Origin of the sequence: Halorubrum tropicale (genome assembly GCF_001280455.1) — an archaeon.
Taxonomy (GTDB): Archaea; Halobacteriota; Halobacteria; order Halobacteriales; family Haloferacaceae; genus Halorubrum; species Halorubrum tropicale.
Genome location: NZ_LIST01000003.1, coordinates 35,974 through 61,596 on the forward strand (window position 1 = coordinate 35,974; position 25,623 = coordinate 61,596).

A 25,623-nucleotide genomic window follows, 5' to 3' on the forward strand; every position below is an offset into this window, starting at 1 on the left:
GCGGTCGCGTCGCCGCCGGCCCGCCGACCGCGGCTCACTCGTCGCCGGCGAGCCGGCGGACCCGCGCGAGCGAATCGGCGTCGCCGACCCCCTTGTCCTCGCGCACGCCGACGAACCGCGGGAACCGGAGGGCGTAGCCGGCCGAGTACGTCGGCGATGTCTGGATCTCCTCGTAGCCGACCTCGACTACCAGTTCGGGGTCGAACGCGACCGTCGTTCCCGTCTCTTCGACGACGTGCGGCGCCAGCCGCTCGGTGAGGTCCGCCAGCGCCTCGTCGGTGATCCCCGTGGCCACCTTGCCGACCGTCGCGTACCCCGCGGGCACGGGGGCGTCGGCGTCGCGGTCGGCCGCGTCACGAGCCGCTGTGTCACGGCCCGCTGCGTCGCTCGCGTCCCCCTCGTCGTCGCGGACGGCGAGGAGGAACGTGCCGAACAGCTCCGCTCGGCGCCCCTCGCCCCACTCGGCGCCGACGACGACGGCGTCGAGCGTCTCCACGTCGGGCTTGCGCTTCAGCCAGTCGCGGCCGCGGTCGCCGGGCGTGTACGCCGCCTCCGGGTTCTTCAGCATCACGCCCTCGTGGCCCGCGTCGAGGGCGGTCCGCTCCGCGGCCGCGATCGCGTCGGGGTCGTCCGCGAGCGTGAGCTCCGCGGCCGCGTCCGGGAGGACCCCGCGGAGCCGGTCGTGCCGCTCGCGGAGCGGGCGGTCGAGCAGGTCGTCGCCGGCGGCGTGGAGGCAGTCGAACGCGTGGAGCCGCAGCGAGACCGCCTCGCGCATGCGGTCGACGTCGTGTTTCCGACGGAAGCGTCGCAGCACCTCCTGGAACGGGAGCGGGTCGCCGTCGTCGTCGACCGCGACGACTTCACCGTCGAGGATGACCGGGACGTCGACGCGCTCGGCGACGTACTCGACGATCTCGGGGAGCGCCTCGGTCACGTCGTCCATGTTCCGCGAGTAGAGCCTCGGGCCGAGCGCCTCGTCGCCGCCGGCCGCGGCGTCGCCGCCGCCCGCTCCGTCGTCGCCTCCGGGGTCGTAGTGGACCTGAACGCGGGCGCCGTCGAACTTCGTCTCGACGGCGACCTCGCCGAAGGCGTCGAGCGCGTCGGTCGCGGTGCCCGCCTGCGCGAGCATCGCCTGGACCGGTCGGCCGACGCGCAGCGACTCCTCGCGGAGCCCCGCGACCCCCTCGTCGCGGGCGCGGACCGCGACCCGGCCGTAGTCGTTCGTCACCTGGAGCGCCCGCTCGACGGCCGCGACCGCGTCGTCGGGCGCGGCGAGTTCCGAACCCGCCTCGTTCGACGACTCCTCGGCGGTCGCGGGCGACGCGAGAAACGCCTCGGCGACCGCGTCGCGGACCGTCCCCTCGCCGACGCCGAGCCGCATCTCGCCGAGGACGAGGCGCGCGAGGAACGCCGCCTCGCTCGGCGAGCAGCGCGTGAACAGGCCGAACAGCGCGTCCCGCTTGCGCGACTCGCTTCCCTCCCCGCTCGCGGCCGCGAGGTCGCGCAGCTCCTCGTCGAGCGCGGCCACCGTGAGCGCGTCGCGGCCGCTCCCGAACGCGGCGAGCCCCCGCTGGCCGCCGAGGTCGTACTCGGCCGCGACGGCGCCGATCTCGCCGCGCTCCGCGAGCCGGCCCTCCACGTCGGCGGCCGAGACGTTCTGCCCCGCGGCGCGGGCGATCGCCTCGCGACAGAGCGCGGGCCCGACGTCGAGGGTCCGCGTGTCGTGGGCGGGGAAGACGCGACCGAGGAGGAAGCGGACGACGACCGGGAGGTCGTCGGTCGAGCCGTCGTCCGCGGCGCCGTCGGCGTCCGCGAGCAGGTCGGCGACCGCGAGCGTGGTCTCGATGTCGCCGTCGTTCGCGGCCACCCGTTCCGCCCGTTCGGCCAGCGCGGCGAACTCCATACGCGTCCGGTCGGTGGTCGGGGGGCAAAAGCGGCCCGATGCGCCGTGCGCGGCGGGGCGCGGTGGGCGAGCGGATCCGCGTCGCGGCGGGGGACGCCGGCGGACGGGGGCGGCGGGGAACCGCTTTTCACCTCCGGTCTCGTACGGGCGTTCATGTACGTCCGCGACGCCAAAAACCGTGACGAGGCGTGGTTGTTGGACGCCATCGAGCAGCTGGGGCTCGACGACGTCGCCTTCCGGTCGCGGGACTACGTGATCGCGGTCGACGAGGAGTCCGGCGACCGGGCGGGGTTCGGCCGCCTCCGCCTCCACCGCGGCGACGAGGACGAGGCCAACCGGATCGAGCTCACCGGCATCGGCGTCCTCCCGGAGTGGCGCCGGCGCGGCGTCGGGGCGCACGTCGTCGAGCGCCTCGTCGACACCGCGGCCGCGGACGGGTTCGAGACGGTGTACGTCCTCACCGACCAGCCCGACTACCTCGCGCAGTTCGGGTTCGAGCGCGTCGACACCGACGACCTCCCGCCCGCGCTCTCGGACCGCCTGACGGAGAAGCGGGAGTTCCTCGGGGGCGGGGTCGTCGGCCTCGAACTGGCCGTCGACGCCTTCGAGATGCCGAGTGCCCTCCGGAAGGCGTTCAAAGACGCCGAGCCGACCGGCGACGACGAGCCCGAGGAGTCCGCCGAGGACTTCGGCATCGACCCGGACTCGGCGACGTACAAGTACGACACCGGTCGCTGAGTCGCGATACAACTGCTTTTGAGGTCGCGGTGGCGCGTGCCGGCGAGCGGCCGCCCTCGGCGACCGCGAGGAGCACGCGCGAGGGACGCGGCGACCGTAGGGAGCCGCGAGGCTGGGGAGGCGTGAGGTGCCGTGCGGTGCGGGGGCGGGACTCGAAGGGGCAGTCGCGACTGGGGCTTCGGAGTGGTTCGGTCCAGTAGTGTCGGGTCCGCACCGCCTCGCGGCTTGGGCTTCGGCGGTGTTCGCGGTCGTGGTATCGGCGCTCACACCGACGAACGGAACGCCGCAGCGTCGCCACTCCTCGAACGAAACGAAGTATGAATGGCGGACAGGCGGGGTAGCCCGACGTTCCGTCACGGGGTATCCCGATTGCCTCCTCCACCCCGCGACCCGACGAGCGACGGGCGTCCGGCGGTGGGCTGCTCGCTTCCGCGCCTGACCCGGTGTCGCCGACGAACCGCGACGGACCGCTCCTGCGAGCGGGCGCCACGGACCGCTGTCCCCGGCGGACGAGGCTTCCACGTTGGCTCTCGGGGCCCGCGCCGGTCTGACCGGACGTGCCCGCTGTTCGGTCCCCGCTGAAGACTGCCTCACGGGTGACGAGCGGGGCCTAACCGCCCGACCTAGTCCGTTCGATGATATTCGGGTGCGGCATAAGGGCCTTTCGTTCGGCGGACGCCGGCGGGATGGGGCAGGGCGGGGCGGGGCGAGCCGTCGCGGAGCCGGGGGCGCGACTACGTCAGCAGGCCACGAGCGTACGCCGCGGCGGCGAGCGGGACGGGGACGGAGAGCGCGACGACGGCGCGCGCGTGCCACACGAGCCAGAGGTGGTCGCGGAACACCGGGCTCGGCTCGACGGCCAGCGCCCAGCTCGCGGCGCTCGCGGTCGTGGCGACGCCGAGGACGACCGCCACGCCCGCGAGCGTTCCGGGGTCGACGTTCCCGCGTTCGACGGAGGCGATGACGACCGCGGACAGCAGCGCGAACAGCGCGATCCCGCCCCAGCCGACGACGCCGGAGGCGTAGTACGTCGCCAGCTGCGACGTGTACTCCGGCCCCGTGATGAGCGCGTACGGCGCGACGAGCGCGACGACGGTGACCACGGCGGCGGCGATCCCGACCCGACGCGAGACGGCGCGGAGGTCCATACCGACCCTCGGGACGGCGCCGCGGTAAAAGGACCGGATCGGTCGCGGCGGGCCGGCGGGGCGGGCCGACGCGACGCGCGATAGAGGAGGGCGGCTCGGTGCGCCCCGTTCCCGTAGGGTTTTGGCTCATCGGCGCCCATCGTAGGGCATGACACTCGACGTCGAGCCGCCGGACCCCCCCGAACTCGCCGCCGTCGACCCGAACGAGTACGAGGACGCCGAGGTGGCGGGCGGCGAGTACCGCCGCGACGAGCTCGAGGCGTTCCTGCGCGAGGGCGCGTGGGATGAGGCGTTCGGGGAGTGGGCCGCCGGCAGCGACATGGACGAAGACGACTGGCGGATCGCCGTCGACCTCGGTCTAGTCTCCCGGTTCGACTTCTTCTGGGACGACTTCGCCGACCGCGTCGGCTACCACGCGCCGGGGCTCCCCGAGGACTGGAAGGAGCGCGACCTCCACCCCGACCTCGACTCGTGGGGCACCGTCTCCGCAATCAACGCCGGGTTCACGGAGCTGGGACAGATCGTCTGCGAGACGCTCAAAGAGGAGTACATCGACTGGGAGGCCGACTTCGAGGCGCCGGACGACCTGCCCGACTTCGAGACGTAGCCGGCGGCTCGCGCGGGGTGGCTAAAGCGCGGCAGCACCGGCGGGGAGCGCACGCGGGAGGGCGCCGTCCGGGCAGCCGCGACTACCCGAAGTTCTCGACCTTCGCGGCGTCGGCGTCGCCGCCGGCCGCGTCGACCGCGGTCTCCGCGTCCGCGACGAGGTCGGCGAACCCGTAGACGAACACCGTCTCCCCGGTCGTCCCGGTGAGCACGTCGGCGACGGCGTCGGTCAGGGGCTCGTCCGCGTCGAGGAGGCGGACCGCGGCGCCGCGCTCGCGGAGCGCGTCGATCCGGTCGGCGTGGGCGACGTCGTCGTCGCGGTAGACGACCGCGGCCTCGGCGCCCTCGTCGAGCGCGCGCTCCGCGATGGCGACCGCGGGGCCGACCCCGGGACCCCCCGCGATCACGACGGCGCGGGGCTCGCCGTCGTAGTGCTGGTCGCCGAACGGGCCGGAGAGGGTCATCTCGGTGCCGGCCTCGGCGTCCGAGAGGAACGCCGAGAAGTCGCCGCCCTCGTCGGGGTCGATCCCGACCGTGACCTCGAACGCCTCGCCGACGCGGGGCGACGAGAGGGTGTAGAAGCGGGCGACCGACTCGCCGTCGATCTCGGTGCCGAGCTTCACGAACTGTCCGGGTTCGGCCGCGAACCCCTCGGGCGCGGTGAAGCGGAGGGCGTACGTGTCGGGCCCGACCGACTCGACCGACTCGACCGTCGCTGTCGTGTCCATACTTCGGATCGGCGGGGGAGACACAAACGCCTTCCCGTCGGCGTCGGTCCTGCCCGTGTCGAAACCGGTTCCGGCGGGGCGCCTCAACCGACGCGTCCGGGGCAGCGCGGACGCGCTCGTCCGTCCGAGTCGACGTTCTCGCCGCGCCGACGCGACGCACTCACCTCGCTGACGCGACGGCCCGTCGCGGCGTCGCGGGGGCCGGCCCCGACCGAGAGTATTCGACGGTCGTCGAAAACCGGTCCGACGCGAAGGGTCGATCGTGAGGAATATGGTGAACGTATGTTTGATTATAATCCATTTAAATCCGATATAGCAGCTTAGAGGCGACAATATTCGCGAGAGCGGGCACGTTCGTCCAGAAACGCCTCGGTGGCTCCTTCCAGAAGCCTTTTGATGAGTCCGCCGGAACCTTGCTCATAGCACATGGCTGCGGATTTCAACTGGGCTGTCGGCGGGGAGGCCGGCGACGGCATCGACTCGACGGGGAAGATCTTCGCACAGGCGCTTTCCCGCGCGGGTCGGCACGTGTTCACGTCGAAGGACTTCGCATCGCGGATCCGAGGCGGGTACACCGCCTACAAGGTGCGGACCTCCGTCGACAAGGTACAGAGCGTCGTTGACCGACTCGACGTGCTCATCGCGTTGACGCCCCGGACGATCGAGGAGAACCTCGACGAGCTCCACGAGGGGTCGGTGATCATCTACGACGGCGAGCGGACGACGATGCAGGACGTCGAGATCCCCGAGGGGATGATCGGCCTCGACGTGCCGCTCAAGAGCCTGGCCGAGGAGGCCGGCGGGGCGATCATGCGGAACGTCGTCGCGCTCGGCGCCGCCTGCGAGGTTGCGGAGTTCCCCATCGAGAACCTCGACTCGGCGCTGGAGAAGCGGTTCAAGGACAAGGGACAGAAGCTCGTCGACAACAACAAGGAGGCCGCCCGCGCGGGGCAGTCGTACGTCGCCGAGGAGTACGACCACGAGTTCGACTACTCGCTGGAGACCACCGACGAGGACTACGTCCTCCTCAACGGCGACGAGGCGATCGGCATGGGCGCCATCGCGGCCGGCTGCCGCTTCTACGCCGGCTACCCGATCACGCCCGCGACCGACGTGATGACGTACCTCACCGGCCGCATCGAGCGGTACGGCGGCCACGTCGTCCAGGCGGAAGACGAGCTGTCGGCGATCAACATGGCGCTCGGCGCGGCCCGCGGCGGCGCCCGCGCGATGACGGCGACCTCCGGGCCGGGGATCGACCTGATGACCGAGACGTTCGGGCTCATCGCCACCTCGGAGACGCCGCTCGTCATCTGTAACGTGATGCGCTCGGGCCCCTCGACGGGGATGCCGACGAAACAGGAGCAGGGCGACCTGAACCAGATGCTGTACGGAGGCCACGGCGAGGTGCCGCGGTTCGTCCTCGCGCCGACCACCATCGACGAGTGCTTCTGGAAGACGGTCGAGGCGTTCAACCTCGCCGAGAAGTACCAGGTCCCCGTCTACCTCACCGCCGACCTCTCGATGGCGGTCACCGAGCAGACGTTCTCCCCGGACACCTTCGACATGGACGAGGTGGAGGTCGACCGCGGGAACGTCGTCGACGAGACGACGATCGACGACCACATGAGCGACTCGGGCGGCTTCCAGCCCCACGAGATCACCGACGACGGGATCTCGCCGCGGGCGTTCCCCGGCACGGCCGACGGCGCGCACATGTCCACCGGCCTCGAACACGACGAGCAGGGCCGCCGGACCGAGGACACCGAGATGCGAGTCGCGCAGGTCGACAAGCGCAACCGGAAGGTGGAGACGGCCCGCGAGCGCGAGGACTGGAGCCCGCGCGAGTTCGGCGACGCGGACGCCGACGACCTCGTCATCACCTGGGGGTCGAACGAGGGCGCGCTCGCCGAGGCGGTCGACATCCTCGACGAGGAGGGCCAGGACGTGCGGGTCCTCTCGGTCCCGTACATCTTCCCGCGACCGGACCTCTCTGAGGACGTGGCGGCGGCCGAGACGACGGTCGTCGTCGAGTGTAACGAGCAGGGGCAGTTCGCGGACCTCGTCGAGCACGACGTGCTCGAACGGGTCGACCGCGTGAACAAGTACAACGGCGTGCGGTTCAAGGCCGACGAACTCGCAGCGGAGATCAAGTCGACCCTCGAAGCGGGGGTGGAGGCGTAACCAATGAGCTCAGACATTCGATTCACCGACTTCAAGTCCGACAAGCAGCCGACGTGGTGCCCGGGATGCGGCGACTTCGGGACGATGAACGGGATGATGAAGGCGCTCGCGGAGACGGGGAACGACCCCGACAACACCTTCGTCGTCGCCGGCATCGGCTGTTCCGGGAAGATCGGCACGTACATGCACAGCTACGCGCTCCACGGCGTTCACGGGCGCGCGCTCCCCGTCGGGACCGGCGTCAAGATGGCCCGGCCCGACATCGAAGTGATGGTCGCCGGCGGCGACGGCGACGGCTACTCCATCGGCGCGGGCCACTTCGTCCACGCCGTCCGGCGCAACGTCGACATCACGTACGTCGTGATGGACAACCGCATCTACGGGCTGACGAAGGGGCAGGCCTCCCCGACCTCCCGCGAGGACTTCGAGACGTCGACGAGCCCCGAGGGCCCGAAACAGCCCCCGGTCAACCCGCACGCGCTGGCGCTCGCCTCGGGCGCCACGTTCATCGCGCAGTCGTTCTCCTCGGACGCGCTCCGCCACCAGGAGATCATCCAGGAGGCCATCGAGCACGACGGGTTCGGCTTCGTCAACGTCTACTCGCCGTGCGTCACCTTCAACGACGTCGACACCTACGACTACTTCCGCGACTCGCTGGTCGACCTGAAGGAGGCGGACCACGACCCGACCGACCGCGAGGCGGCGAAGGACGTCATCCTCGACAACGAGAAGGAACACCAGGGCGTCATCTACAGGGACGAGTCGTCGGTGCCGTACCACGAGCAGCACGGCGTCGACGAGGACATGTCCGTGCTCCCGGACGGCGCCCCCGAGGGCGCGACCGACCTCGTCCGCGAGTTCTACTGAGCCGGGTCGCGGGCCCGCCGCCGGGCCACGGACCGACCCTCGCGAACGGGTCCGCCTCCCCCCGCGATCGGAGGGTCGGAGCCGACTTCGAACGCCCGTCGAACCCGCCCGCATTCCGACCTCTCTCGACGGCCAAAACCGGGCGAACGAGCGGGTTCGCACGTATTTTCCGTCGGGTTTCAGCAAGCCTAATTAGGAGGGTCCGCAACTGGCGTGTATGGTTGATCGCTACGACGTCGCTATCGCCGGCGCCGGGCCGGCGGGTGCGCAGTGCGCCCGCGACCTGGCGACGCGCGACTACGACGTCGTCGTCTTAGAGACGGAGTCGGAAGACGAGTTCCCGCGACAGAGCAACAAGTCGACCGCCGGCACGTTCCCGTCGATGATGTCCTCGTTCGGGATCCCCGACGACGTCGTGATGTCCTACACCGACGACGTGGTGCTGGAGTCGCCAAACGAGTACTACGAGAGCTACCAGCCCGGAGCGGTGTTGGAGTTCGCGGAGTTCAAGCGGTTCCTCGTCGAGGACGGCCGCGAGAACGGCGCCGAGTACCGATTCGACGCGCGCGTCTCCCGACCGATCCTCGACAACGACGGCGTCATCGAGGGGGTGCGGTACAACGGCGACGAGGAGCTGTACGCCGACGTGGTGATCGACGCGACCGGCCCGGCCGCGCCCCTCGCGAGCGCGCTCGACGTCGTCGACCTCGAACGCGAGAACCAGGCGATCGGCATCGAGTACGAGATGGAGGGCGTCGAGATGAACCACCCGGAGTACGCGGACCTCCGACGGGCGATGATGCTCCGCCTGGACCACGACATCGCGCCGGGCGGCTACTCGTGGATCTTCGCGACCGGCGAGGACACCGCGAAGGTGGGCATCTGTTACATCCAGAACGACCGCCACCGCGAGTTCGCCGAGGCGGGCAAGACCGTCGACGGCTACCTCGACGACTGGGTGAGCCGCGACCCGCGGTTCGCCGACGCCGAGCGCATCGACGGGAAGGTCCACCGCGGCTCCGCACACATCCAGATGCCCGACGAGATGCACACGGACCGCTTCCTCGCGATCGGCGACACCGTGCCGACCATCGACCCGCTGTGGGGCGAGGGGATCCACAAGGGCATGAAGTCCGCCCGCGCCGCGGCGGCCACCGTCGACCGATGCCTCACGGACTCGGAGCGTCGCCTCGACGCCGAGAGCCTCGCGGTGTACGAGCGGCTGTGGCACCGCGACGTGGCCCCGCGGATGAAGGCGCGGCTGATGCTCACGCGGCTGCTGTACCTCGCGCCCAACGAGCGCTACGACCGGTTCATGCGCGACCTCAAGGAGGCGGAGGAGAACACCCTCGAACGGGCGAACCAGGGCGACAAGCGCGCGATGGCGAAGCTGCTTCACCTCGACGACATCCCGCTGCTCACGAAGTTCGCCCGCGAGCGACTCGACGTCTGAGAGGCCGTCAAAGAACCTGCGGCGACGTCGAAGCGTCCGTGACGCTGAAAGAGAGAAAGCGCGTCGGGAGACGGACCGCGTCGGTCGCGGTCGCTATCGCTCGTCGATGGGGACGAACTCGGCGTCCTCGGGGCCGGTGTACCGCGCGCGCGGACGGATGAGGCGGTTGTCCTCCTGGTACTCGGCGACGTGGGCGATCCACCCGCCGACGCGGCTCATCGCGAAGATGGGCGTGTACATGTCGAGCGGGATGCCGAGCGAGTCGTAGACGGAGCCGGAGTAGAAGTCGACGTTCGGGGCGATCCCCTTCTCGACGAGCCCCTGGTCGGTGAGGTACTCCTCGATGGCGGTGGTGTAGTCGAGCCACTTCGTGTCGCCGGACGACTCGGCGAGGTCGCGGAGCTTCTCTTCGAGGATCTTCGCGCGGGGGTCTTTCACCTTGTAGACGCGGTGCCCGAACCCGGGGATACGGCCGCCGTCGTCCTGCCGGTCTTTCACCCACTGGACGGGGTCCTTCGCGGAGGCGTCGATCTCGTGGAGCACCTCCATCACGTCCTGATTGGCCCCGCCGTGGAGGGGGCCGGAGAGCGCGCCGATGCCGCCGGTGACGCCGGAGTAGACGTCGGCCATCGTCGAGCCGATCACCATCGCGGTGAACGTGGAGGCGTTGAGCCCGTGGTCGGCGTGGAGCGTGAGCGCCATGTCGAACGTCTCCTCGCTCACGGCGTCGGGCTCGGTCCCGGTGAGCATGTAGAGGAAGTTCCCGGCGTGCGAGAGGTCGGGGTCGGGGGCGACCGGCTCCTCGCCCTGACGGACGCGCTCGAACGCGGCGAGGACCGTCGGGATCTTCGCCGTGATCCGGCGGCCCTGACGGAGGGTGGCCTCGCCGCCGTCGCCCTCGGCGTCGGGGTCGTACGCCGACAGCATCGACGTCGCGGTCCGGAGCGCGGCCATCGGCCGCTCGCCGGCGTCCGCGAGCGCGCGGACCGTCTCGATGACGTCGTCGTTCACCTCGCGCTCCGCCGCGAGGTCGGCGGCGAACGAGTCGAGCTCCGCGGCGCCGGGGAGCGAACCGTGCCACAGCAGATATAGCACCTCCTCGTAGCTCGCGCCGCGCGCGAGGTCCTCGATGTCGTACCCCCGATACACGAGCTTTCCGACCCCGCCGTCGACGTAGCTCAGATCCGACTCCGCGACGAGGACGCCCTCGAGCCCGCGTTTTAACTCATCTGCCATACCCCGAGTTGTCAAGGCCGTCAAAAAAGCGTTATCTTTCAGGAGGGATACGATACGACGATCGTGGTACCTCGCCGCGTCGTCCGACGACGTGACAGCGTTCGGAAACGTCCGGCTCGCGGCGCGACCGACCGGGGACGGCCTCGCTTACCGCGCCGGAACGACCGTCACCGTGCGGTTCCGATCGATCGCGTCCTCCAGTTCCTCGGCGATGGCGGAGCCGCGGGAGACCTGGACCTCGCCGCCGCGGCCGACGGTGGCGGTGAAGAGGTACTCGCCGTCGGCGCGCACCTCCACCGTCTCGCCGACGCCGTCGTCGACGTCGATGACGACGTGACGCGAGGTGATCTCCGGCGCGACCACCGTGCCGCGCTCGGCGCCGACCTGCCCGTCGCCGCGACCGTTGTCGGCGGCGCCGCCCGGGCCCGACCCGCCGGGCTTCTCGTCGTGCGTCCGGACGTCGATGTCGATCCCGAGGCGGTTCTCGATGTCGGCGATGCGGCCGCCCCCCTTCCCGATCACCGTGCCGATGTCGCCCTCGGTGACGTAGACGACCGCCTCGTCGTCACCGTTGAGCTCCACGTCGACGTGGCCGTGCGCGACCGACTTGATCTCGCGTTCGATCTCCTTTTTCGCGATGCGGCCGACGCCGGAGTCCCCGTTCGCCTCGCCGCCGTCCTCGTTCAGCGGCACCGTGACGACCTGGCGGTTGAACGTGTAGATCTCGTACTCGGGCCGGCCCGTCTCGAAGTTCGACACCTGGATGACCGGGCGGGCGAGGTCCTCGGCCGTGAGTCCGGCCGGCACCTTCACCTCGGTGGTCACGTCGTAGACGGTGTGGACCTCGCCGGCCTCGATGTAGACGACGGTGTCGACGATCTGAGGTATCATCCCGAGCTCGACGCGGCCGACGAGCCGCTGCAGCGCGTCGATGGCGCGGGAGGCGTGGACGACGCCGACCATCCCGACGCCGGCCATCCGCATGTCCGAGAACACCTCGAAGTCGTTCGTCTTCCGGACCTCGTCGTAGATGGTGTAGTCGGGGCGGACCAAGAGGAGCGAGTCGGCGGTGTTCTCCATCGCGCCGCCGAGCGCGCCGTACTGCGTGATCTCCGGGCCGACCTGGAGGTCGCGCGGCTTCTCCATCGTCTTCACCGCGTAGTCGCTGTCGTTCAGGAACTCGGCGACCGCCTGCGCGAACGTCGACTTCCCGGCCCCGGGCGACCCGGAGATGAGCACGCCGCGCTTGCGCTCTTTGAACCGCTCGCGGAGCTCATCGGCGAACTCGTAGTCGTCGAGGCTCGTCTTCGCGATGGGCCTGACCGCCGTGATCTCGATGCCGTCCGCGAACGGCGGCCGGGCGACCGCGATCCGGTAGTTGCGGAACTGGACGATGTCCATCCCGTCGTCCGAGAGCTCGATGAAGCCCTCGTTCGACTGGCGGGCCAGGTCGACGATCGAGTTGGCCCACTCGCGCATCTGGGCCTCCTCGCTCGGCTCGTCGGCGATCTCGACGTAGCGCATCTCGCCGAGGCTCCCGCGCTTCGCCTTCGGGACGGTCCCCGTCTTGAGGTGGACCGACATCGTCTCGTCGGTGAAGAAGTCCTGTATCGGGAGCTCGTCGACGACGCCACGGGCGACCGGCTCGACGTATTCGACGTCGAGCCCCTTCGCGCGGGCGACCTCGGCCTGGACCACGTCGCTCGACAGCAGCGTCGCGTCGTGGTCGGCGGCCAGGTCGCGGATCAGCGCGTCCACGTCGCCCTCGTGGGCGTTCGAGCGGGCGTCGCCGCTCGCGCGCTCGCCGACGTACCGCAGCTCGATCCGCCCGTCGTCGGCGTAGTCGGCGAGCCGCTTCAGCTCGCTCAGCCCGTCCCAGCCCGATTCGAGCCCGTCGTTCGCCTGCGACTCGAGCTCGCCGACGACCGCCTCCGGGACGAACACGGCGACCGACTCGTAGGTCCCGTCCGCGACGCGTTCGGACACGCGGCCGTCGACGACCGCGCTCGTGTCCGGTACTACGTTCATACCGAGGTTCGGGACGGGAACCGTATAAGCGTGTTCGACCGGGGGCCGCGTCGGCGACGGGGAGGAAGAGACCGACCGCGGCCGCCCGTCCCGGTCAGTCGTCCGCGGCGGCGGCGTCCGCGCGCTCGGCCGCCAGCCGCTCGGCGGAGGCGGTGAAGTTCTCGAACAGCGCCTTCGCCTCGCAGGCGGCGTCGTACGCCTCGGGGGTGATCGCCTCCAGGACGGCGTCCACGCGGGCGTCGCCGATCTGGTCCCGCTTGCCGTCCGTCACGTCGCGGGCGGTCTCGACGTCGTACTCGGGGTGGAACTGGACGCCCCAGCAGTGCCCGTCGCGGAACGCGTGGACGCCGCGGTCGTTCTCGGCCAGCAGCGTGGCGGACGGCGGTAGTTCGACCACCGCGTCGCCGTGGGTCGTGAAGGCCGTGAACGACTCGCCGATCCCCTCGAACAGCGGGTCGTCGCGCACCTGCCGGATCTCGTTGTAGCCGATCTCGAAGCCGTCCATCCCGGCGACGCGGCCGCCGAGCGCCTCCGCGAGCACCTGATGGCCGTAGCAGACGCCGAGGACCGGGACGCCGGCGTCGGCCGCCTCGGCGACGTAGTCGACGAGCGGGGGGATCCACGCCTCGTCCCAGTAGACCGACGAGCGCGATCCGGTCACGACGACGCCGTCGAACTCGGTGTGGTCGGGGAGGTCGCCGTCGACGGCGTCGAACTCAACGAGGTCGGCGTCGATCTCGCGGCGGAAGTTCCGACGGGTGTTCGCGCCGTCGTGGGCGGCGTTCAACAGGGCGAACCGGAGGCGGGTCATCGACCGAACGGAGAGCCGAGAGTCACAAAACGGTTGCGGCGCCGGACGTGCCGGCCGCCGACGCGGACGCCGCGCTCGCTCGTCGACGCGCGGCCCTACGCGAACGGGTCGCCCGCGTGTTCGGCGAGCCACCCGACGAGCAGGTCGTTGACCGCGGCCGACGCCTCGACGCCGACGAGGTGTCGGGCGCCCTCGATCGAGTGGAACTCCCCGCGCGGGAGCCCCTCGGCGAGCGTCTCGCCGGCCGTGACCGGGCAGGCGGTGTCGTCGGTCCCGTGGACGACCAAGGCCGGGGTCGTGACCTCGAAGAGGTCGTCGGTCAGGTCGAACCCCTCGACCGCGGCGCGGTGGGCCGCGTACGTCTCGCGGTCGGCGTCCTCGGCGAGGCGCCACTCCGCGATCCGCGAGAGCGCGTCCGGGTGCGCCTCCCGGAAGTCGGGCGAGAGCAGCCCGGAGAGCGACCCCTCGACCGCGGCCGGGTCGCTCGGATCGGCCCAGACGCCGGCGGGGTTGTACGCGTCGCCCGCGGGGGGCGTCCCGATCAGGGCGAGGCTCGCCGGCCGCGAGGAGGCCAGCGCCGCCGTCAGCGCGACCATCCCGCCGAGGCCGTAACCGACGAGGTGGGCGTTGCGGATCCCCTCGGCCGCACAGACTGCGTCGAGGTCGGCCGCGAGCGCCTCGACCCCGTAGGGGGCGGGCGGGGCGTCCGACTGGCCGACGCCACGCGTCTCCGGCGTGACGACCGTGTGCGGGCCCGTCAGCGCGGCGTGTTGCCAGCCGAACTGCCACGCGCCGAGGCCGACGTCGCCGCAGAACACGACCGCCTCGTCGGAGTCGCCCGCGTCGGGCGCGTCGACCTCGTAGCGGATCTCGACGCCGGCGTTGGTCGCGTGGGGCATGGCGGAGTCCGTGTGGGGCCGTCAGGCCTCCTGGAGGTTGCGGAGGACGTCCGGCGCCGCGTCGAGCGCGTCGTCCAGCGCGTCCGCGTCCGGACCGCCGCCCTGCGCGAAGTCCGGCGGGCCGCCGCCCCCGCCGCCCACGCGGCCGGCGAGCTCCGAGACGACCTGCCCGGCGTTCACGTCGACGCCGTCCGGGACGCCGACGACGAAGCTCGCGGAGCCGTCGGCGCCGCTGCCGATCACCGCGACCTTCCCGTCGTCGACGTGGGCGTTCGCGGTCGCGCGCAGCTCGTCGGCGTCGCCGTCGAGCCGCTGGATCACCGCCGTCGTCCCGGCGACCTCGACCTCCTTGGCGTCGGCGCCGCCCGACGCGCGCGCGGTCGCCAGCTCCTCTTTGAGCGACTCGATCTCCTTCCCCCGCGCCTTCCACTCCTCGAAGAAGCGCTCGGCGGTGTCGGGCACGTCGAGGGGGTCGACGTCCAACACCTCGGCCGCGTCGTACAGCGCGTCCTCGGTGCGCTGGGTCGCCTCGACCGCCGCGGCGCCGGCCGCGAAGGCGATCCGCTCGACGCCGTCCTGGACGGGCTCCGTCTTCAGCACCTTCACGGCGCCGATCTCGCCGGTCCGGTCGACGTGGGTGCCGGCGCAGGCCTGGACGTCCGCGTCGCCGACGTGGATCAGGCGGACGTTCGTTCCCGGCGGGACGCCGCCTTGGTACAGGTCGAAGCCGTGCTCGGCCTCCGCCTCGTTGCGGTCGGGCCACTCCTGCCGGACGGGCACGTCGTCCCGGATCAGCTCGTTCGCGACGCGCTCGATCGCCTTCACGTCCTCGCGGGTGACGCGCTCGAAGTGGCGCACGTCGAGCCGAGCGGAGTCCGTGCCCTTCTGGGCGCCCGCCTGTCGGACGTGGTCGCCGAGCACCTGCCGGGCGGCGTGGCCGATGAGGTGCGTCGCGGTGTGGTGCGCGCGGAGCCGCTCGCGGCGGTCGCCGTCGACCTGCCCCGTGACGAACTCGCCCTTGCCGGGGTCCGCGTCCGCGCGGTGGAGGACGACCCCGTCGACCTCCTGGACGTCGGTGACGTCGACGGTGGTCTCGCCGACCGTCAGCTGGCCCCTGTCGGCCGGCTGGCCGCCGCCCTCGGGGTAGAACATCGTCTGGTCCAAGACCACGTCGTACCCGTCCTCGGCGTCGAGCACGTCGAGGACGACCGCCTCGAACTCGGTGCGGCCCTGGTCGTCGTAGAACAGCTTTTCCGTCTCGGGGAGGTCGGCGAGCCGCTCGTCGCGCTCGTCGGCCGCCGCCGCGGCGTCGCCCTCCTCGTGCCGGTCGGCGACGAGGGCGTAGAAGTCGTCGGGCACGTCGACGGTCGCGCCGCGCTCGTCGGCGATGTCGGCGACCATGTCGGGCTGGATCCCGTGGGAGTCGTACAGCTCCAGCAGCTCCTCGGTCGGGATCGGCTCGCCGGTGCCGGCGTACTCGTCGGCGAGCTGCTCGACCTTCCGGGCGCCGCGCTCCAAGGTCCGCTCGTACTTCCGCTCCTCGCTGCGGACGATCTCGCGGATGGTGTCGCGGTTCTCGTAGCCGAGGCGGTCGGCCTGCATGTCGACCAGCTCGTCGAGGGGCGCGTCGACGCCCACCTCGTCGACGAGCCGCTTCATCCGCCGCAACACCATGCGGGCGAGGTAGCCAGTGCCGACGTTCGAGGGGACGATCTCGTCGCCGAACATGTACGCGAGCGTCCGCGAGTGGTCGGCGATGGCGTAGATCGATTCGAGCGGCTCCACCAGCTCGCGCAGCCGGTCGACGTCGACGTCGAGCCGGTCGGCGATCTCGCCGCGGGCGGCCTCCACGTCGTCGACGTCGTCGATGTCGAGCCGCCCGGAGAGCTTCGCGGCGCGGTGGACGATCTCTCGCTCCGCCTCGGTGTGTTCGATCCCGGCGTTGTCCTTCAAAAAGTCGATGGCGTCGGGGTACACCGCCTCGTACACCGTCGCGGTCCCCTGGCTCATCCAGGTCCACCGCTCTAACCCGTACCCGGTGTCGACGATGTAGGTGTCCATGAACGAGTACGAGTTCCCGTCTTTCATCTCGTAGTCGCCCTCGGGGTCCTGTTCCATACACATGAAGACGAGCGTCGCCAGCTCGGCGCCCTTGTAGATGACCTCGATGGCGGGACCGGCGTTGCCGCCGCCGACCCACGGGTCCTCGATGTAGGTGATCTCCGAGAGGTCGGCGCCGAGGCTCTCGAATAGCTCGTCGCAGTACCGGACCGTCTCGTCTTTCCAGTACACCTCGCCGTGGTAGGCGTACTCGTCCTCCTCGACCTCCTCGCGCGTGTTGAACGCGTGGTGGGCCATCATCTCGAACGCCATCGTGTGCCGGCCCGTCTTGCCGACGTTGTCGATGTCCTGCATCCGGATACAGGGCTGTGAGATGGTGAGGGGGTTCGCCGGCGGCGGCGTCTGCCCGGAGGTGACGAGCGGCTGGAAGTCGTAGATGGACGCCTGGGTCAGGAGGACGTCGTCGCGCCAGCGGTTGGCGGCGACCGGGTACGGGTCGATCCGCTCGTGGCCGTGCTCCTCGAAGAAGGAGAGGAACGCCTCGCGCATCTCCGACAGCGACCGGGCCTCCGGGAAGCCGGGATCGTCGATGAAGCTGTAGTCCTCACAGGGCGGCTCGCCGCAGAGTTCTCGCTCCGCGTCGCGGGTCCAGAAGTGCGCGCCACAGGAGGGACACTCCTTGCGCTCGAACCCCTCCTCCTCGAAGTAATCGAGACGGTACTCCGCTTCGAGATCGCTCATTACACGAACGTGGCCCGTGTTGCTCCAAAAGGGTTCCGGGGTCGCTCGTCGGCCGCGACGCGCCGTTCGCCGCCGCGAGCCGGCGCCGACCGACGGTCCTCAGAGGGAACGCCGCTGACCGGTCGGAAATGGCCGACCGCGTCGGGATTCGTCGATCGGTAAGAAGATTTATACTCTCGGCGGTGCGTATCACGTACAATTGTGACTTCTGCGCTGGGCGAGCGCGCGTCGGTTCTCGTCCTCGGCGGTGGCTCTGGGCTCGCCGACGACCTCGAGGCCCGCCTCGGCGCCGACGCCCCCGGCGGCGAGGACGGTGAGGCGGTCGAGACGCACGCCGCCGACGCGGCCGCCACCGACGGTTCGCGCCTCGCCGGGGCCGACGTGACGGTCGTCGCCGACGAGGCGGGGCTCGGACGGGTCCGGTCCGCCGACCGCGTCGGTTCCGTGGTCGCCTTCGTCGACGACCCGGCCAACCGAGTCGCGACCGACCCGCTCGTGGACGCGGTCGCGCGGACGCCGGAGTCGCTCTCGGAGACGGTGTCGTGGCTGCTCGCCCGGGAGCGGCGGTCCGTCGTCCGGACGGACCCGACGCGGACCCCGTCGCGGATCGAACAGCTCAACGCCGGGATGACGGAGCTCGCGGCCGTCAGGTCGGTCGACGAGGCGTACCGGGCCGCCATCGCCGTCGCCGAGGTGGTGTTCCCGGAGTACCGGGCCGTGGTCGCGGTTCGCGACGGCGAGTGGGTCGAGCCCGTGGTCACCTCCAGCGGGACGCCCGTCGAGGACTGTAACCGGGTCCGGGTGGGGACCGGCGTGGCGGGGCAGGCGGTCCAGACCGGCGACGTCTCCGTCGCGCCGAACCCGACCCCCGAGAGCCGGTACGACACGCTGCTCACCGTCCCCGTGGGCGAGGACGTGGTCTTCCAGCTCGCGGCCGACGCGAGCGACGGCGCCGACGCGTTCGACGACGCCGACCGCCGGCTGGCGGAGCTGCTCGGCTCCCACCTCGAAGAGACCCTCGACCGGATCGACGTCACCGAGACGCTCAGGGCCGAGCGAGACCGCCTGCTCGCGCTGTTCGCGAACGTGCCTGACCCCGCCATCGCTTACGACTACACCGACGGCGACCCGGTCGTCCGACAGGTGAACGAGGCGTTCGAGGCGACGTTCGGGTACGACCCGGAGACGGTGATGGGCGAGTCCATCGACGACTACATCGTTCCCCCGGAGGCCGACGCGGAGGCGGAAGAGCTCAACGAGCAGCTCCAGCGCGGCGAGAACGTCCGACGGGAGGTCACGCGGGTCACCGCCGACGGGCCGCGACACTTCATCCTCCACGTCATCCCGATCCACCTCGACGCCGCGAACGCGGCCGGGTACGCCATCTACACCGACGTCACCGACCGGCGCGAGCGCGAGGAGACGCTGCGGCGACAGAACGAGCGGCTCGACGAGTTCGCCTCCATCGTCTCCCACGACCTCCGGAACCCGCTGTCGGTCGCGGACGGGTACGTCGACCTCGCCCGCGAGACGGGCGACGTTGACCACCTCGACAGGGTCGCCGACGCCATCGGGCGCATGGACGAGCTCGTCGAGGACCTCCTGTCGCTGGCCAGGGAGGGGCGGTCGGTGGGCGAGACGGAGCCGGTCTCGCTGGCCGCGGTCGCGCGCGAGGCGTGGGAGGGCGTCGACACGGACGTCGCGACGCTGACGGTCGAGTCCGACGCGACCCTGAAGGCGAACCGCACGCGGCTGCGCGAACTGTTCGAGAACGTCTTCCGGAACAGTGTGGAACACGGGTCCGCGAGCAGTCGGGCAGAGCCCGACGACAGCGTCGAACACGGTCGCGACGCCCCCGACGAGCCGCTCTCGGTCGGGGTCGGGGCGGGTACCTTCGAGGGGGACGACGGGAGCCCCGCGAGCGGCTTCTACGTCGAGGACGACGGCGTCGGGCTCCCGGAGGCGGACCGCGAGCGCGTGTTCGAGAGCGGGTTCACGACCGACGAGTCGGGCACGGGACTCGGGCTCGCAATCAGCGAGCGCATCGCCGAGGCGCACGGCTGGACCGTCGAGGCGACGACCGGCGAGGACGGCGGGGCCCGGTTCGAGTTCCGAACCGACTGAGCGGCGCCGAGCGCGCGGCGGTCCGAAACGACCTTACGCCGCGCGCGAGGGGATCCGGTATGGTCGAGAACGTCGTCTACCCCGCCTACTTCGACGCCGAGCTGTCCCGCTCGGAGGGGCGCCGCGTCCCGACGGATCTGGCGGTCGAAGCGCCGACCGTCGACGAGATAGCGAAGGCCGTCCAGCAGGTCGGCTACGACGCGGTCGTCGAGCGCGACGCGACGTACTCCCGGGAGTTCGAGGCCCGCGGGTACGTGGCGGTCCAGGGCACCGACGACACCGCGAAGAACGACCTCGTCCAGGCGATCGCCGCCTACCTCGGCGTGCTCCGGGAGTAACCGTGCGGCGCGTCGGTACCGTCGTCCGCACCGCCGGCGGGCTCGCGATCGCCCGCGGCGATCCGGGCGCCGAGCCCCCGCGGATCGGCGCGAGCGTCGTCGACGAGTCGCTCTCGACGGTCGGCCGCGTCGTCGACGTGTTCGGGCCGGTCGATCGCCCCTACGTGGCCGTCACGCCCGGCGACGGCGTCGGGCTCGCGGACCTCGTCGGCGGCAAGCTGTACGCGCGGTAGCGCCCCGAGCGGCGCTACGCCTCCGTCGCGTCGATCACGTCGAAGTCCGCGAGCGTCTTGTCCGTGCGAGCGATCCGCTCCGCGACCAGCAGCTTCTCCCGGCGTTCCAGCCGGTCCCAGTCGAACTCCGACGGCGGCGACGCCTCGAGCGACTCGAACTGCTCGATCACCGCCTCGTTCGCGAACCGCTCGAACGACTCGCAGTTCGGACAGGTCATCGAGAGGTGAGAGGTGTCGAACGAGCGCGTGACGGTCTCGTCGAGGCAGTTCAGACACCGGTAGGTGCGAGTCCGGGACACGACCGTACCGAGGGGCCGAACGGACGAATATCTGTGGGCGCCGGCGCGGGGGTCGCCGACCGAAAGCCGCCGCGTCGGTCCGACGCCGCGACGGTCGGCGCCGTCGCTGGGGGCGTGAGACGCGTGGAAAGAAGAGCGGTTCCGCGGCCGCTCTAAAACAGCGCGGAGGCCGCCGCCTCGGCCGTCTCGATGACGGGGCCGAAGCCGGGCAGGAGCAGCACCGTCGCGACCGCCGCGAAGACGACCGCGGCGTACAGCGCCGTCGGTCGCACGTCGATCGCGTCGAGCGCGCTCGGCGACTCGGGGTCGTCGAGGAACAGCGCCTTCACGACCCGGCTGTAGTAGTACAGCGACACGACGCTGTTCACCGCGCCGAGGCCGGCCAGCCACAGGAAGCCGTTGTCGATGGCCGCCTGGAACAGGAAGTACTTCGAGAAGAACCCGGCGAACGGCGGGAGCCCGGCCAGCGAGAACATGAACACGGCCATCGCGACGGAGGCGACCGGCGCGCGCCGCCAGAGCCCCGCGTAGTCGGCGAAGGTCCGGCCGACGCCCCACCGCTCCGCCATCGCGACGAAGAGGAACGCGCCGGTGTTCATGAACCCGTAGACGAGCAGGTGCGCCATCGCGGCGCCCATGACCGTGCCGTTGGCGGGGCCGTCGACCGTGAGCGCGGCGACGCCGATGAGCGCGTACCCGGCGTGCCCGATGGAGGAGTACGCGAGCATCCGCTTGACCTCTTCCTGGACCGCGGCCGCGAAGTTGCCGAGCGTCATCGTGACGGCCGCGAGGACCGCGAAGGCGAGCATCCAGTCGACGTTCGCGGACACCGCCATCTCCAGCGGGAACGCCTCGGTGAACACGCGGAACGCGACGACGAACCCGGCGGCCTTCGAGGCCGACGAGAGGAACGCGCTCACCGGCGCGGGCGCGCCCTCGTACGCCTCCGGCGCCCAGAAGTGGAACGGGACGGAGGCGGTCTTGAAGGCGACGCCGCCGATCATCATCACGACGCCGACGCCGAGCACGCCGGCCAGACCCTCGATCGACGCCGACGCGATGTCGGCGAGGATGAGCGACCCGGTCGCGGCGTACACGAGCGAGATGCCGAACAGGAAGACCGCGGACGAGAGCGCTCCGACGAGGAAGTACTTCATCCCCGCCTCGACGCTGCCCCGGTCCTCCTTGAGGTACGCGACGAGCACGTACGACGGCAGCGACACCATCTCCAGGGCGACGAACACGACCGCGAGCGAGTTCGCGACCGCGAGCAGCGCCATCCCGGTCGCCGCGAACGTCACGAGCGAGTAGAACGCCGCCGGGTTGGCGTGGTCGTGGAAGTAGTCGTGCGCGGCGACTAACACCAGCGCGGTCACCGACGCGAAGATGGCGGTGAAGAACAGCGCCAGGGTGTCAACCTTCACCGCGTCGGCGAACAGCAGCACCGCGCCGCCGTCGGGGCTCACGCCGCCGCTGGCGGTGAGCCAGACGGTGGCCGTCAGCGCGGCGAGCGACCCGACCGCACCGACGACCGCCATCGACGTGTTCGAGCGCGCGTCCGGCCGCACCGTGTCGACCAACAGCAGCGCGAGTCCGGTGACGGCCAACAGCAGCGCCGGCAGCAGCGCCGTCACGGCGGGCAGTCCGTTAACCATCGATCGTCACCCCCTCGACGACCGGCAGGGCAGCGTCACGGATCATCTCGAAGAAGATGTCGGGCGCGACGCCCAGCACGATGATCGCCACCAGAAGCACCGCGAGCGGGGCGACGTCGTGGAACGCCGCGGGCCCGACGTCGTAGTCGGTCTCCAGTTCGAAGGGACCGAACAGCGTGCTCTGCATCGCCGACAGCAGGTAGCCGGCGACGATGACGATACCGAACATCGCCAGCGCCGTGAACACCGGTGCGTACGGGAGCGCCGGCGCGGACAGGGAGCCGACGAAGATGAAGAACTCGCCGGCGAAGCCGGCCATCAGCGGCAGCCCCATGTAGCCGAAGGCGCCGGCGACGAGGATGCCGACGGTGACCGGCATCCGGTCGGCCATGCCGGCCATGTCGCCGACCATCCGGGTGTGGGTCGCGTTGTAGATGACGCCGACCGCCATGAACATGAGCCCCGAGATGAGGCCGTGCGCGACCATCTGGAACGTCGCCCCGCCGATCCCGTACTCGGTGAACACGATGAGCCCGAGGATGACATAGCCCATCGACGAGACGGACGAGTAGGCGACGATCCGCTTGAGGTCCTTCTGTGCGAGCGCCAGCATCGCGCCGTAGATGACGCTGATGACGGCAATGGCCGCGATCGGGACCGCGAGCATCGACGCCTGCTCGGGGAGCATCGTGAAGTTGAACCGGAGCAGCGCGTACGTCCCCATCTTCAGGAGGACGCCCGCCAGGAGCACCGACGCCGGGGTCGGCGCCTGAACGTGGGCGTCCGGCAGCCACGTGTGGAACGGCACGATCGGGACCTTCACCGCGAACCCGAGGAACATCGCGAGGAACGCGGCCATCGCGATGCGGTCCGCCGGGATGCCGAACCACGCGCTCAGGTCGCCCGCGGCGATCGCCTGCGCGATCTCCGGCAGGGCGAACGACGACACCGAGTCGCCGAGCGCGAACACGAGGCTCATGAAGCCGATGAACATCAGCAGCGACGCCGCGTTCGTGTAGACGAAGAACTTGATCGCGGCGTACTTGCGGCGCGGACCGCCCCAGATCCCGATGAGGAAGTACATCGGGACCAGCACGGCCTCCCAGAAGACGAACCACAGGAAGAAGTCGAGCGCGGCGAACACGCCGAGCAGGTTCGCCTCCATGAACAGCATGAGCCCGTAGAACTGGCTCTGTCGCGTGTCGACGGGCGTCCACGCGCTGAGGATCGCTAACGGCACGAGGAACGTCGTGAGCACGAACAGCGGGAGGCTGATCCCGTCGAGCCCGACGAACCACGAGACGCTCCGGCCGCCCACTTCGAGCCATTCCATCCGGGTCGCGTAGGCTATCTCGCCGCCGAGCAGCGCGTTGCCGCCGGCTTCGAAGCCGGACCAGAGGGAGAGGCTGCCGACGAACGGGATCAGGCTGATCGCGAACGCCAGCCGGCCGGCCCACTCGTCGGGCGCGAGGAACACCGTCAGCGCGCCGACGAACGCGGCCGCCATGAGCGCTTCGAGTATCACAGGAACCACCCCCCGGTCGCGCCGAGCACGAGCAACAGCGCGACGAGTCCGAAGGTGAGCAGCGCGGCGTACTGCGAGACGACCCCCGACTGGAGCTTGCGGATCCGGCCGCCGCCGGTCAGGCTCACCGAGGAGACGCCGTTCACGACGCCGTCGATGATTCCCTGGTCGAAGGTGTTCGCGCCGCCCGCGACGTCTTCCGTCCGATACGCGAGCCAGACCTGCAGTTCGTCGAGGTAGTAGTTGTTGTACAGCACGTCTTTGATCCCGCCGAGTTTGGCGGTGTGTTCCGTCGGCGACGGCACGTTGTACAGCCGCCAGGCGAGTCCGAGTCCGAGCAGCGCGAGGCCGAGCGAGACGGCCGCGCCGACGAGGACGGTCCCGGCCTCACCGCCGACGAGGTACGCGCTGCTGTACGGACCGATGTCGGCGTAGTGGTGCGAGGAGAGCCCCTCGATGCCGCCCCACTCGTTGTCGAGCCAGCGGTGAAGCACGTCGATCCCCTTGATTCCGAGCACCTTCTTCACGGGGACCATGTTGATGAAGCCGGTGACGACCGCGAGCGAGCCGAGGACCGTCAGCGGACCCTTCACGTTCCAGCGGACGGACTCGGGGTCGCGGGCGGTGTCGCTGCGGGGCTCGCCGTGGAACGTCAGGAACACCATCCGGAAGGTGTAGAACGCGGTGACCGGCACCGCGAGCAGCCCCATCAGGTAGCCGCCGAGCAGCAGCGGGTCGTTGAGCCCGTGGACGAGCGCCTCGTAGAGGATCTCGTCTTTCGACCAGAAGCCGGCGAACGGGAAGATTCCCGCTAGCGCCAGCGAGCCGGCGAGGAACGTGTAGTAGGTGACGGGGAGCTTCGACTTCAGCCCGCCCATGTCCCACATGTCCTCGTTGTGGTGCATCGCGATGATTACCGACCCGGCGCCGAGGAACAGCAACGCCTTGAAGAAGGCGTGGGTGGTCAGGTGGAAGACGGCGGCCACGTACCCGCCCGCGCCGAGCGCGAGCATCATGTAGCCGTACTGCGAGATGGTCGAGTACGCGAGCACCTGCTTCAGCTCGTCTTTCACGAGCCCCATCGTCGCCGCGAACAAGGCCGTGAAGCCGCCGACGAAGGCGATGACCGCCATCGTCGTCGGCGTCAGCACGTAGAACCCGTACATCCGCGCGACGAGGTAGACGCCGGCCGCGACCATCGTCGCGGCGTGGATGAGCGCGGAGACGGGCGTCGGGCCCTCCATCGCGTCGGGGAGCCACGTGTGGAGCGGGAACTGCGCGGACTTGCCGACGACGCCGCCCAGGACGAGCAGGCCGACGACGGTCAGCCATGTGCCGAGGTCGAGGCCGCCGGGAGTCCACGCGACCGACCCGGAGCCGTTGAGCGCCGCGTCGGCCAGTGCCGGGAACGAGTCGGGACCGGCGAACTGCGCCGTGCCGAAGGTGGCGAACACCGCGACGACGCCGACGAGGAAGAAGTAGTCACCGAAGCGGGTGACGAGGAACGCCTTCTTCGCGGCCGACGGCGGACCCGGCTCCCGGAAGTGGAAGCCGATGAGCAGGTACGAGCAGAGCCCGACCAGCTCGAAGAACATGAACGCCATCAGCAGGTTGTCGGCGACGACGAAGCCGAGCATCGACGCCGTGAAGAGGCCGAGCCCGGCGTAGTAGCGCGGCAGCCCGGTCTCGCCCTCGTCGTTCATGTAGCCGAGCGAGAACACGTGGACGAGCAGCGCCACGAGGGTCACGATGACCAGCATGAGCGCCGACAGCGGGTCGATCAGGACGCCGAACGTGAGTTTGATGTCCGTCGGACCGATGCCCGCGCCGCCTTCGCTCGCCCAGTGGTACAGCGTCTCGTTGTACGCCCGTCCGCCCGCGACGGTCGCGGCGACCCAGATCGACAGCAGGAACGAGCCGGCCGTCGCCGCGATGCCGCCGAAGGCGCCGCCCTTCGGGAGGTACCTGCCCGCGCCGAGCGCGACCAGGAACGAGAAGAACGGGAGGAGTACGATCGCCGGAACGTATGCGAATGCGTTCACCATC

Annotated in this window: 20 protein-coding genes and 1 other RNA gene; 8 read left to right on the plus strand and 13 right to left on the minus strand. The window is 70.6% G+C overall.

The window, feature by feature from the left end; genetic code table 11:
* Window positions 1-34: 34 nt before the first annotated feature.
* The gene (ligA, locus tag AMR74_RS07965) at window positions 35-1,903 is read right to left on the minus strand and encodes an ATP-dependent DNA ligase LigA (protein ID WP_053771543.1); all 1,869 of its coding nucleotides are present in this window, start codon (window positions 1,901-1,903) and stop codon (window positions 35-37) included.
* Window positions 1,904-2,056: 153 nt separating this feature from the next.
* On the opposite strand from ligA, the gene AMR74_RS07970 reads away from it, so the two are divergent.
* Window positions 2,057-2,641, plus strand: a complete 585-nt coding sequence (locus AMR74_RS07970; RefSeq protein ID WP_053771544.1) for a GNAT family N-acetyltransferase — start codon at window positions 2,057-2,059, stop codon at window positions 2,639-2,641.
* A 322-nt stretch (window positions 2,642-2,963) separates the two neighbouring features.
* Here AMR74_RS07970 and ffs read toward each other — a convergent pair.
* Window positions 2,964-3,275, minus strand: an RNA gene (gene ffs / locus AMR74_RS17140) — signal recognition particle sRNA.
* A gap of 100 nt (window positions 3,276-3,375) precedes the next feature.
* Entirely contained in the window at window positions 3,376-3,789 is a 414-nt protein-coding gene (locus AMR74_RS07975) for a DUF7548 family protein (RefSeq protein ID WP_053771545.1), read from the minus strand.
* Between the two features lie 148 nt (window positions 3,790-3,937).
* Here AMR74_RS07975 and AMR74_RS07980 point away from each other — a divergent pair, with 148 nt between their 5' ends.
* The gene (locus tag AMR74_RS07980; protein WP_053771546.1) at window positions 3,938-4,396 is read left to right on the plus strand and encodes a hypothetical protein; all 459 of its coding nucleotides are present in this window, start codon (window positions 3,938-3,940) and stop codon (window positions 4,394-4,396) included.
* An 82-nt stretch (window positions 4,397-4,478) separates the two neighbouring features.
* Here the strand turns inward: AMR74_RS07980 and AMR74_RS07985 are convergent, their stop codons facing one another.
* Window positions 4,479-5,123: a ferredoxin--NADP reductase gene (locus AMR74_RS07985; RefSeq protein WP_053771547.1), complete on the minus strand. Its 645-nt coding sequence runs from the start codon at window positions 5,121-5,123 to the stop codon at window positions 4,479-4,481.
* A 426-nt stretch (window positions 5,124-5,549) separates the two neighbouring features.
* Here AMR74_RS07985 and AMR74_RS07990 point away from each other — a divergent pair, with 426 nt between their 5' ends.
* The 3 genes from AMR74_RS07990 to AMR74_RS08000 all read left to right on the plus strand — a co-directional run bounded on the left by AMR74_RS07990 (window position 5,550) and on the right by AMR74_RS08000 (window position 9,627).
* The gene (locus AMR74_RS07990) at window positions 5,550-7,307 is read left to right on the plus strand and encodes a 2-oxoacid:acceptor oxidoreductase subunit alpha (RefSeq protein ID WP_053771548.1); all 1,758 of its coding nucleotides are present in this window, start codon (window positions 5,550-5,552) and stop codon (window positions 7,305-7,307) included.
* Window positions 7,308-7,310: 3 nt separating this feature from the next.
* Window positions 7,311-8,174 (plus strand): 2-oxoacid:ferredoxin oxidoreductase subunit beta, encoded by an 864-nt coding sequence (locus AMR74_RS07995; protein ID WP_053771549.1) that lies wholly within the window; start codon window positions 7,311-7,313, stop codon window positions 8,172-8,174.
* Window positions 8,175-8,391: 217 nt separating this feature from the next.
* Window positions 8,392-9,627: a digeranylgeranylglycerophospholipid reductase gene (locus tag AMR74_RS08000; protein ID WP_053771550.1), complete on the plus strand. Its 1,236-nt coding sequence runs from the start codon at window positions 8,392-8,394 to the stop codon at window positions 9,625-9,627.
* A gap of 93 nt (window positions 9,628-9,720) precedes the next feature.
* Here the strand turns inward: AMR74_RS08000 and citZ are convergent, their stop codons facing one another.
* The 5 genes from citZ to alaS all read right to left on the minus strand — a co-directional run bounded on the left by citZ (window position 9,721) and on the right by alaS (window position 17,403).
* Window positions 9,721-10,863: a citrate synthase gene (gene citZ / locus AMR74_RS08005; RefSeq protein ID WP_053771551.1), complete on the minus strand. Its 1,143-nt coding sequence runs from the start codon at window positions 10,861-10,863 to the stop codon at window positions 9,721-9,723.
* Between the two features lie 147 nt (window positions 10,864-11,010).
* Window positions 11,011-12,891 carry a PINc/VapC family ATPase gene (locus AMR74_RS08010; RefSeq protein WP_053771552.1) on the minus strand — a complete coding sequence of 627 codons (1,881 nt, stop codon included), beginning with the start codon at window positions 12,889-12,891 and terminating at the stop codon, window positions 11,011-11,013.
* A 94-nt stretch (window positions 12,892-12,985) separates the two neighbouring features.
* Window positions 12,986-13,702 carry a type 1 glutamine amidotransferase gene (locus tag AMR74_RS08015; RefSeq protein ID WP_053771553.1) on the minus strand — a complete coding sequence of 239 codons (717 nt, stop codon included), beginning with the start codon at window positions 13,700-13,702 and terminating at the stop codon, window positions 12,986-12,988.
* A 95-nt stretch (window positions 13,703-13,797) separates the two neighbouring features.
* Window positions 13,798-14,601, minus strand: coding sequence for an alpha/beta fold hydrolase (locus AMR74_RS08020; RefSeq protein WP_053771554.1), 804 nt, complete (start codon window positions 14,599-14,601; stop codon window positions 13,798-13,800).
* Between the two features lie 21 nt (window positions 14,602-14,622).
* Complete coding sequence (gene alaS, locus AMR74_RS08025) at window positions 14,623-17,403, minus strand: alanine--tRNA ligase (protein ID WP_053771555.1); 2,781 nt, start codon at window positions 17,401-17,403, stop codon at window positions 14,623-14,625.
* 201 nt (window positions 17,404-17,604) lie between these two features.
* Here alaS and AMR74_RS08030 point away from each other — a divergent pair, with 201 nt between their 5' ends.
* From AMR74_RS08030 to AMR74_RS08040, 3 genes are read left to right on the plus strand one after another with little or no spacing between them, the layout of a single operon-like run.
* Window positions 17,605-19,527, plus strand: a complete 1,923-nt coding sequence (locus AMR74_RS08030) for a PAS domain-containing sensor histidine kinase (protein WP_053771556.1) — start codon at window positions 17,605-17,607, stop codon at window positions 19,525-19,527.
* Window positions 19,528-19,586: 59 nt separating this feature from the next.
* Window positions 19,587-19,865, plus strand: a complete 279-nt coding sequence (gene srp19, locus AMR74_RS08035) for a signal recognition particle subunit SRP19 (protein ID WP_053771557.1) — start codon at window positions 19,587-19,589, stop codon at window positions 19,863-19,865.
* 2 nt (window positions 19,866-19,867) lie between these two features.
* Window positions 19,868-20,098 carry an H/ACA ribonucleoprotein complex subunit GAR1 gene (locus tag AMR74_RS08040; protein WP_053771558.1) on the plus strand — a complete coding sequence of 77 codons (231 nt, stop codon included), beginning with the start codon at window positions 19,868-19,870 and terminating at the stop codon, window positions 20,096-20,098.
* Between the two features lie 14 nt (window positions 20,099-20,112).
* Here AMR74_RS08040 and AMR74_RS08045 read toward each other — a convergent pair whose 3' ends face one another.
* From AMR74_RS08045 to nuoL, 4 genes are all read right to left on the minus strand, one after another.
* Window positions 20,113-20,397: a hypothetical protein gene (locus tag AMR74_RS08045; protein ID WP_053771559.1), complete on the minus strand. Its 285-nt coding sequence runs from the start codon at window positions 20,395-20,397 to the stop codon at window positions 20,113-20,115.
* 152 nt (window positions 20,398-20,549) lie between these two features.
* A complete protein-coding gene (locus AMR74_RS08050) occupies window positions 20,550-22,052 on the minus strand; it encodes an NADH-quinone oxidoreductase subunit N (protein ID WP_053771560.1) in 1,503 nt (500 codons plus the stop codon).
* Complete coding sequence (locus tag AMR74_RS08055) at window positions 22,045-23,559, minus strand: complex I subunit 4 family protein (RefSeq protein ID WP_053771958.1); 1,515 nt, start codon at window positions 23,557-23,559, stop codon at window positions 22,045-22,047. Before AMR74_RS08055 ends, AMR74_RS08050 begins: the two co-directional genes overlap by 8 nt.
* Window positions 23,560-23,573: 14 nt before the next feature.
* Window positions 23,574-25,622 carry an NADH-quinone oxidoreductase subunit L gene (gene nuoL / locus AMR74_RS08060; protein WP_053771561.1) on the minus strand — a complete coding sequence of 683 codons (2,049 nt, stop codon included), beginning with the start codon at window positions 25,620-25,622 and terminating at the stop codon, window positions 23,574-23,576.
* Between the last annotated feature and the right edge of the window lies 1 nt (window position 25,623).

What these genes read in the sequence shown, in the direction of transcription:
- AMR74_RS08000 (WP_053771550.1), top strand. Translation starts at nt 8,392, where the DNA reads ATGGTTGATCGCTACGACGTCGCTATCGCCGGCGCCGGGCCGGCGGGT.
- AMR74_RS07995 (WP_053771549.1), top strand. Translation starts at nt 7,311, where the DNA reads ATGAGCTCAGACATTCGATTCACCGACTTCAAGTCCGACAAGCAGCCG.
- ligA (WP_053771543.1), bottom strand. Translation starts at nt 1,903, where the DNA reads ATGGAGTTCGCCGCGCTGGCCGAACGGGCGGAACGGGTGGCCGCGAAC.
- AMR74_RS08020 (WP_053771554.1), bottom strand. Translation starts at nt 14,601, where the DNA reads ATGCCCCACGCGACCAACGCCGGCGTCGAGATCCGCTACGAGGTCGAC.
- srp19 (WP_053771557.1), top strand. Translation starts at nt 19,587, where the DNA reads ATGGTCGAGAACGTCGTCTACCCCGCCTACTTCGACGCCGAGCTGTCC.
- AMR74_RS07975 (WP_053771545.1), bottom strand. Translation starts at nt 3,789, where the DNA reads ATGGACCTCCGCGCCGTCTCGCGTCGGGTCGGGATCGCCGCCGCCGTG.
- AMR74_RS07970 (WP_053771544.1), top strand. Translation starts at nt 2,057, where the DNA reads ATGTACGTCCGCGACGCCAAAAACCGTGACGAGGCGTGGTTGTTGGAC.
- AMR74_RS08015 (WP_053771553.1), bottom strand. Translation starts at nt 13,702, where the DNA reads ATGACCCGCCTCCGGTTCGCCCTGTTGAACGCCGCCCACGACGGCGCG.
- AMR74_RS08055 (WP_053771958.1), bottom strand. Translation starts at nt 23,559, where the DNA reads ATGGCGGCCGCGTTCGTCGGCGCGCTGACGGTGTTCCTCGCGCCCGAC.
- AMR74_RS07990 (WP_053771548.1), top strand. Translation starts at nt 5,550, where the DNA reads ATGGCTGCGGATTTCAACTGGGCTGTCGGCGGGGAGGCCGGCGACGGC.
- AMR74_RS08010 (WP_053771552.1), bottom strand. Translation starts at nt 12,891, where the DNA reads ATGAACGTAGTACCGGACACGAGCGCGGTCGTCGACGGCCGCGTGTCC.
- AMR74_RS07980 (WP_053771546.1), top strand. Translation starts at nt 3,938, where the DNA reads ATGACACTCGACGTCGAGCCGCCGGACCCCCCCGAACTCGCCGCCGTC.
- citZ (WP_053771551.1), bottom strand. Translation starts at nt 10,863, where the DNA reads ATGGCAGATGAGTTAAAACGCGGGCTCGAGGGCGTCCTCGTCGCGGAG.
- nuoL (WP_053771561.1), bottom strand. Translation starts at nt 25,622, where the DNA reads ATGGTGAACGCATTCGCATACGTTCCGGCGATCGTACTCCTCCCGTTC.
- alaS (WP_053771555.1), bottom strand. Translation starts at nt 17,403, where the DNA reads ATGAGCGATCTCGAAGCGGAGTACCGTCTCGATTACTTCGAGGAGGAG.
- AMR74_RS07985 (WP_053771547.1), bottom strand. Translation starts at nt 5,123, where the DNA reads ATGGACACGACAGCGACGGTCGAGTCGGTCGAGTCGGTCGGGCCCGAC.
- AMR74_RS08050 (WP_053771560.1), bottom strand. Translation starts at nt 22,052, where the DNA reads ATGGTTAACGGACTGCCCGCCGTGACGGCGCTGCTGCCGGCGCTGCTG.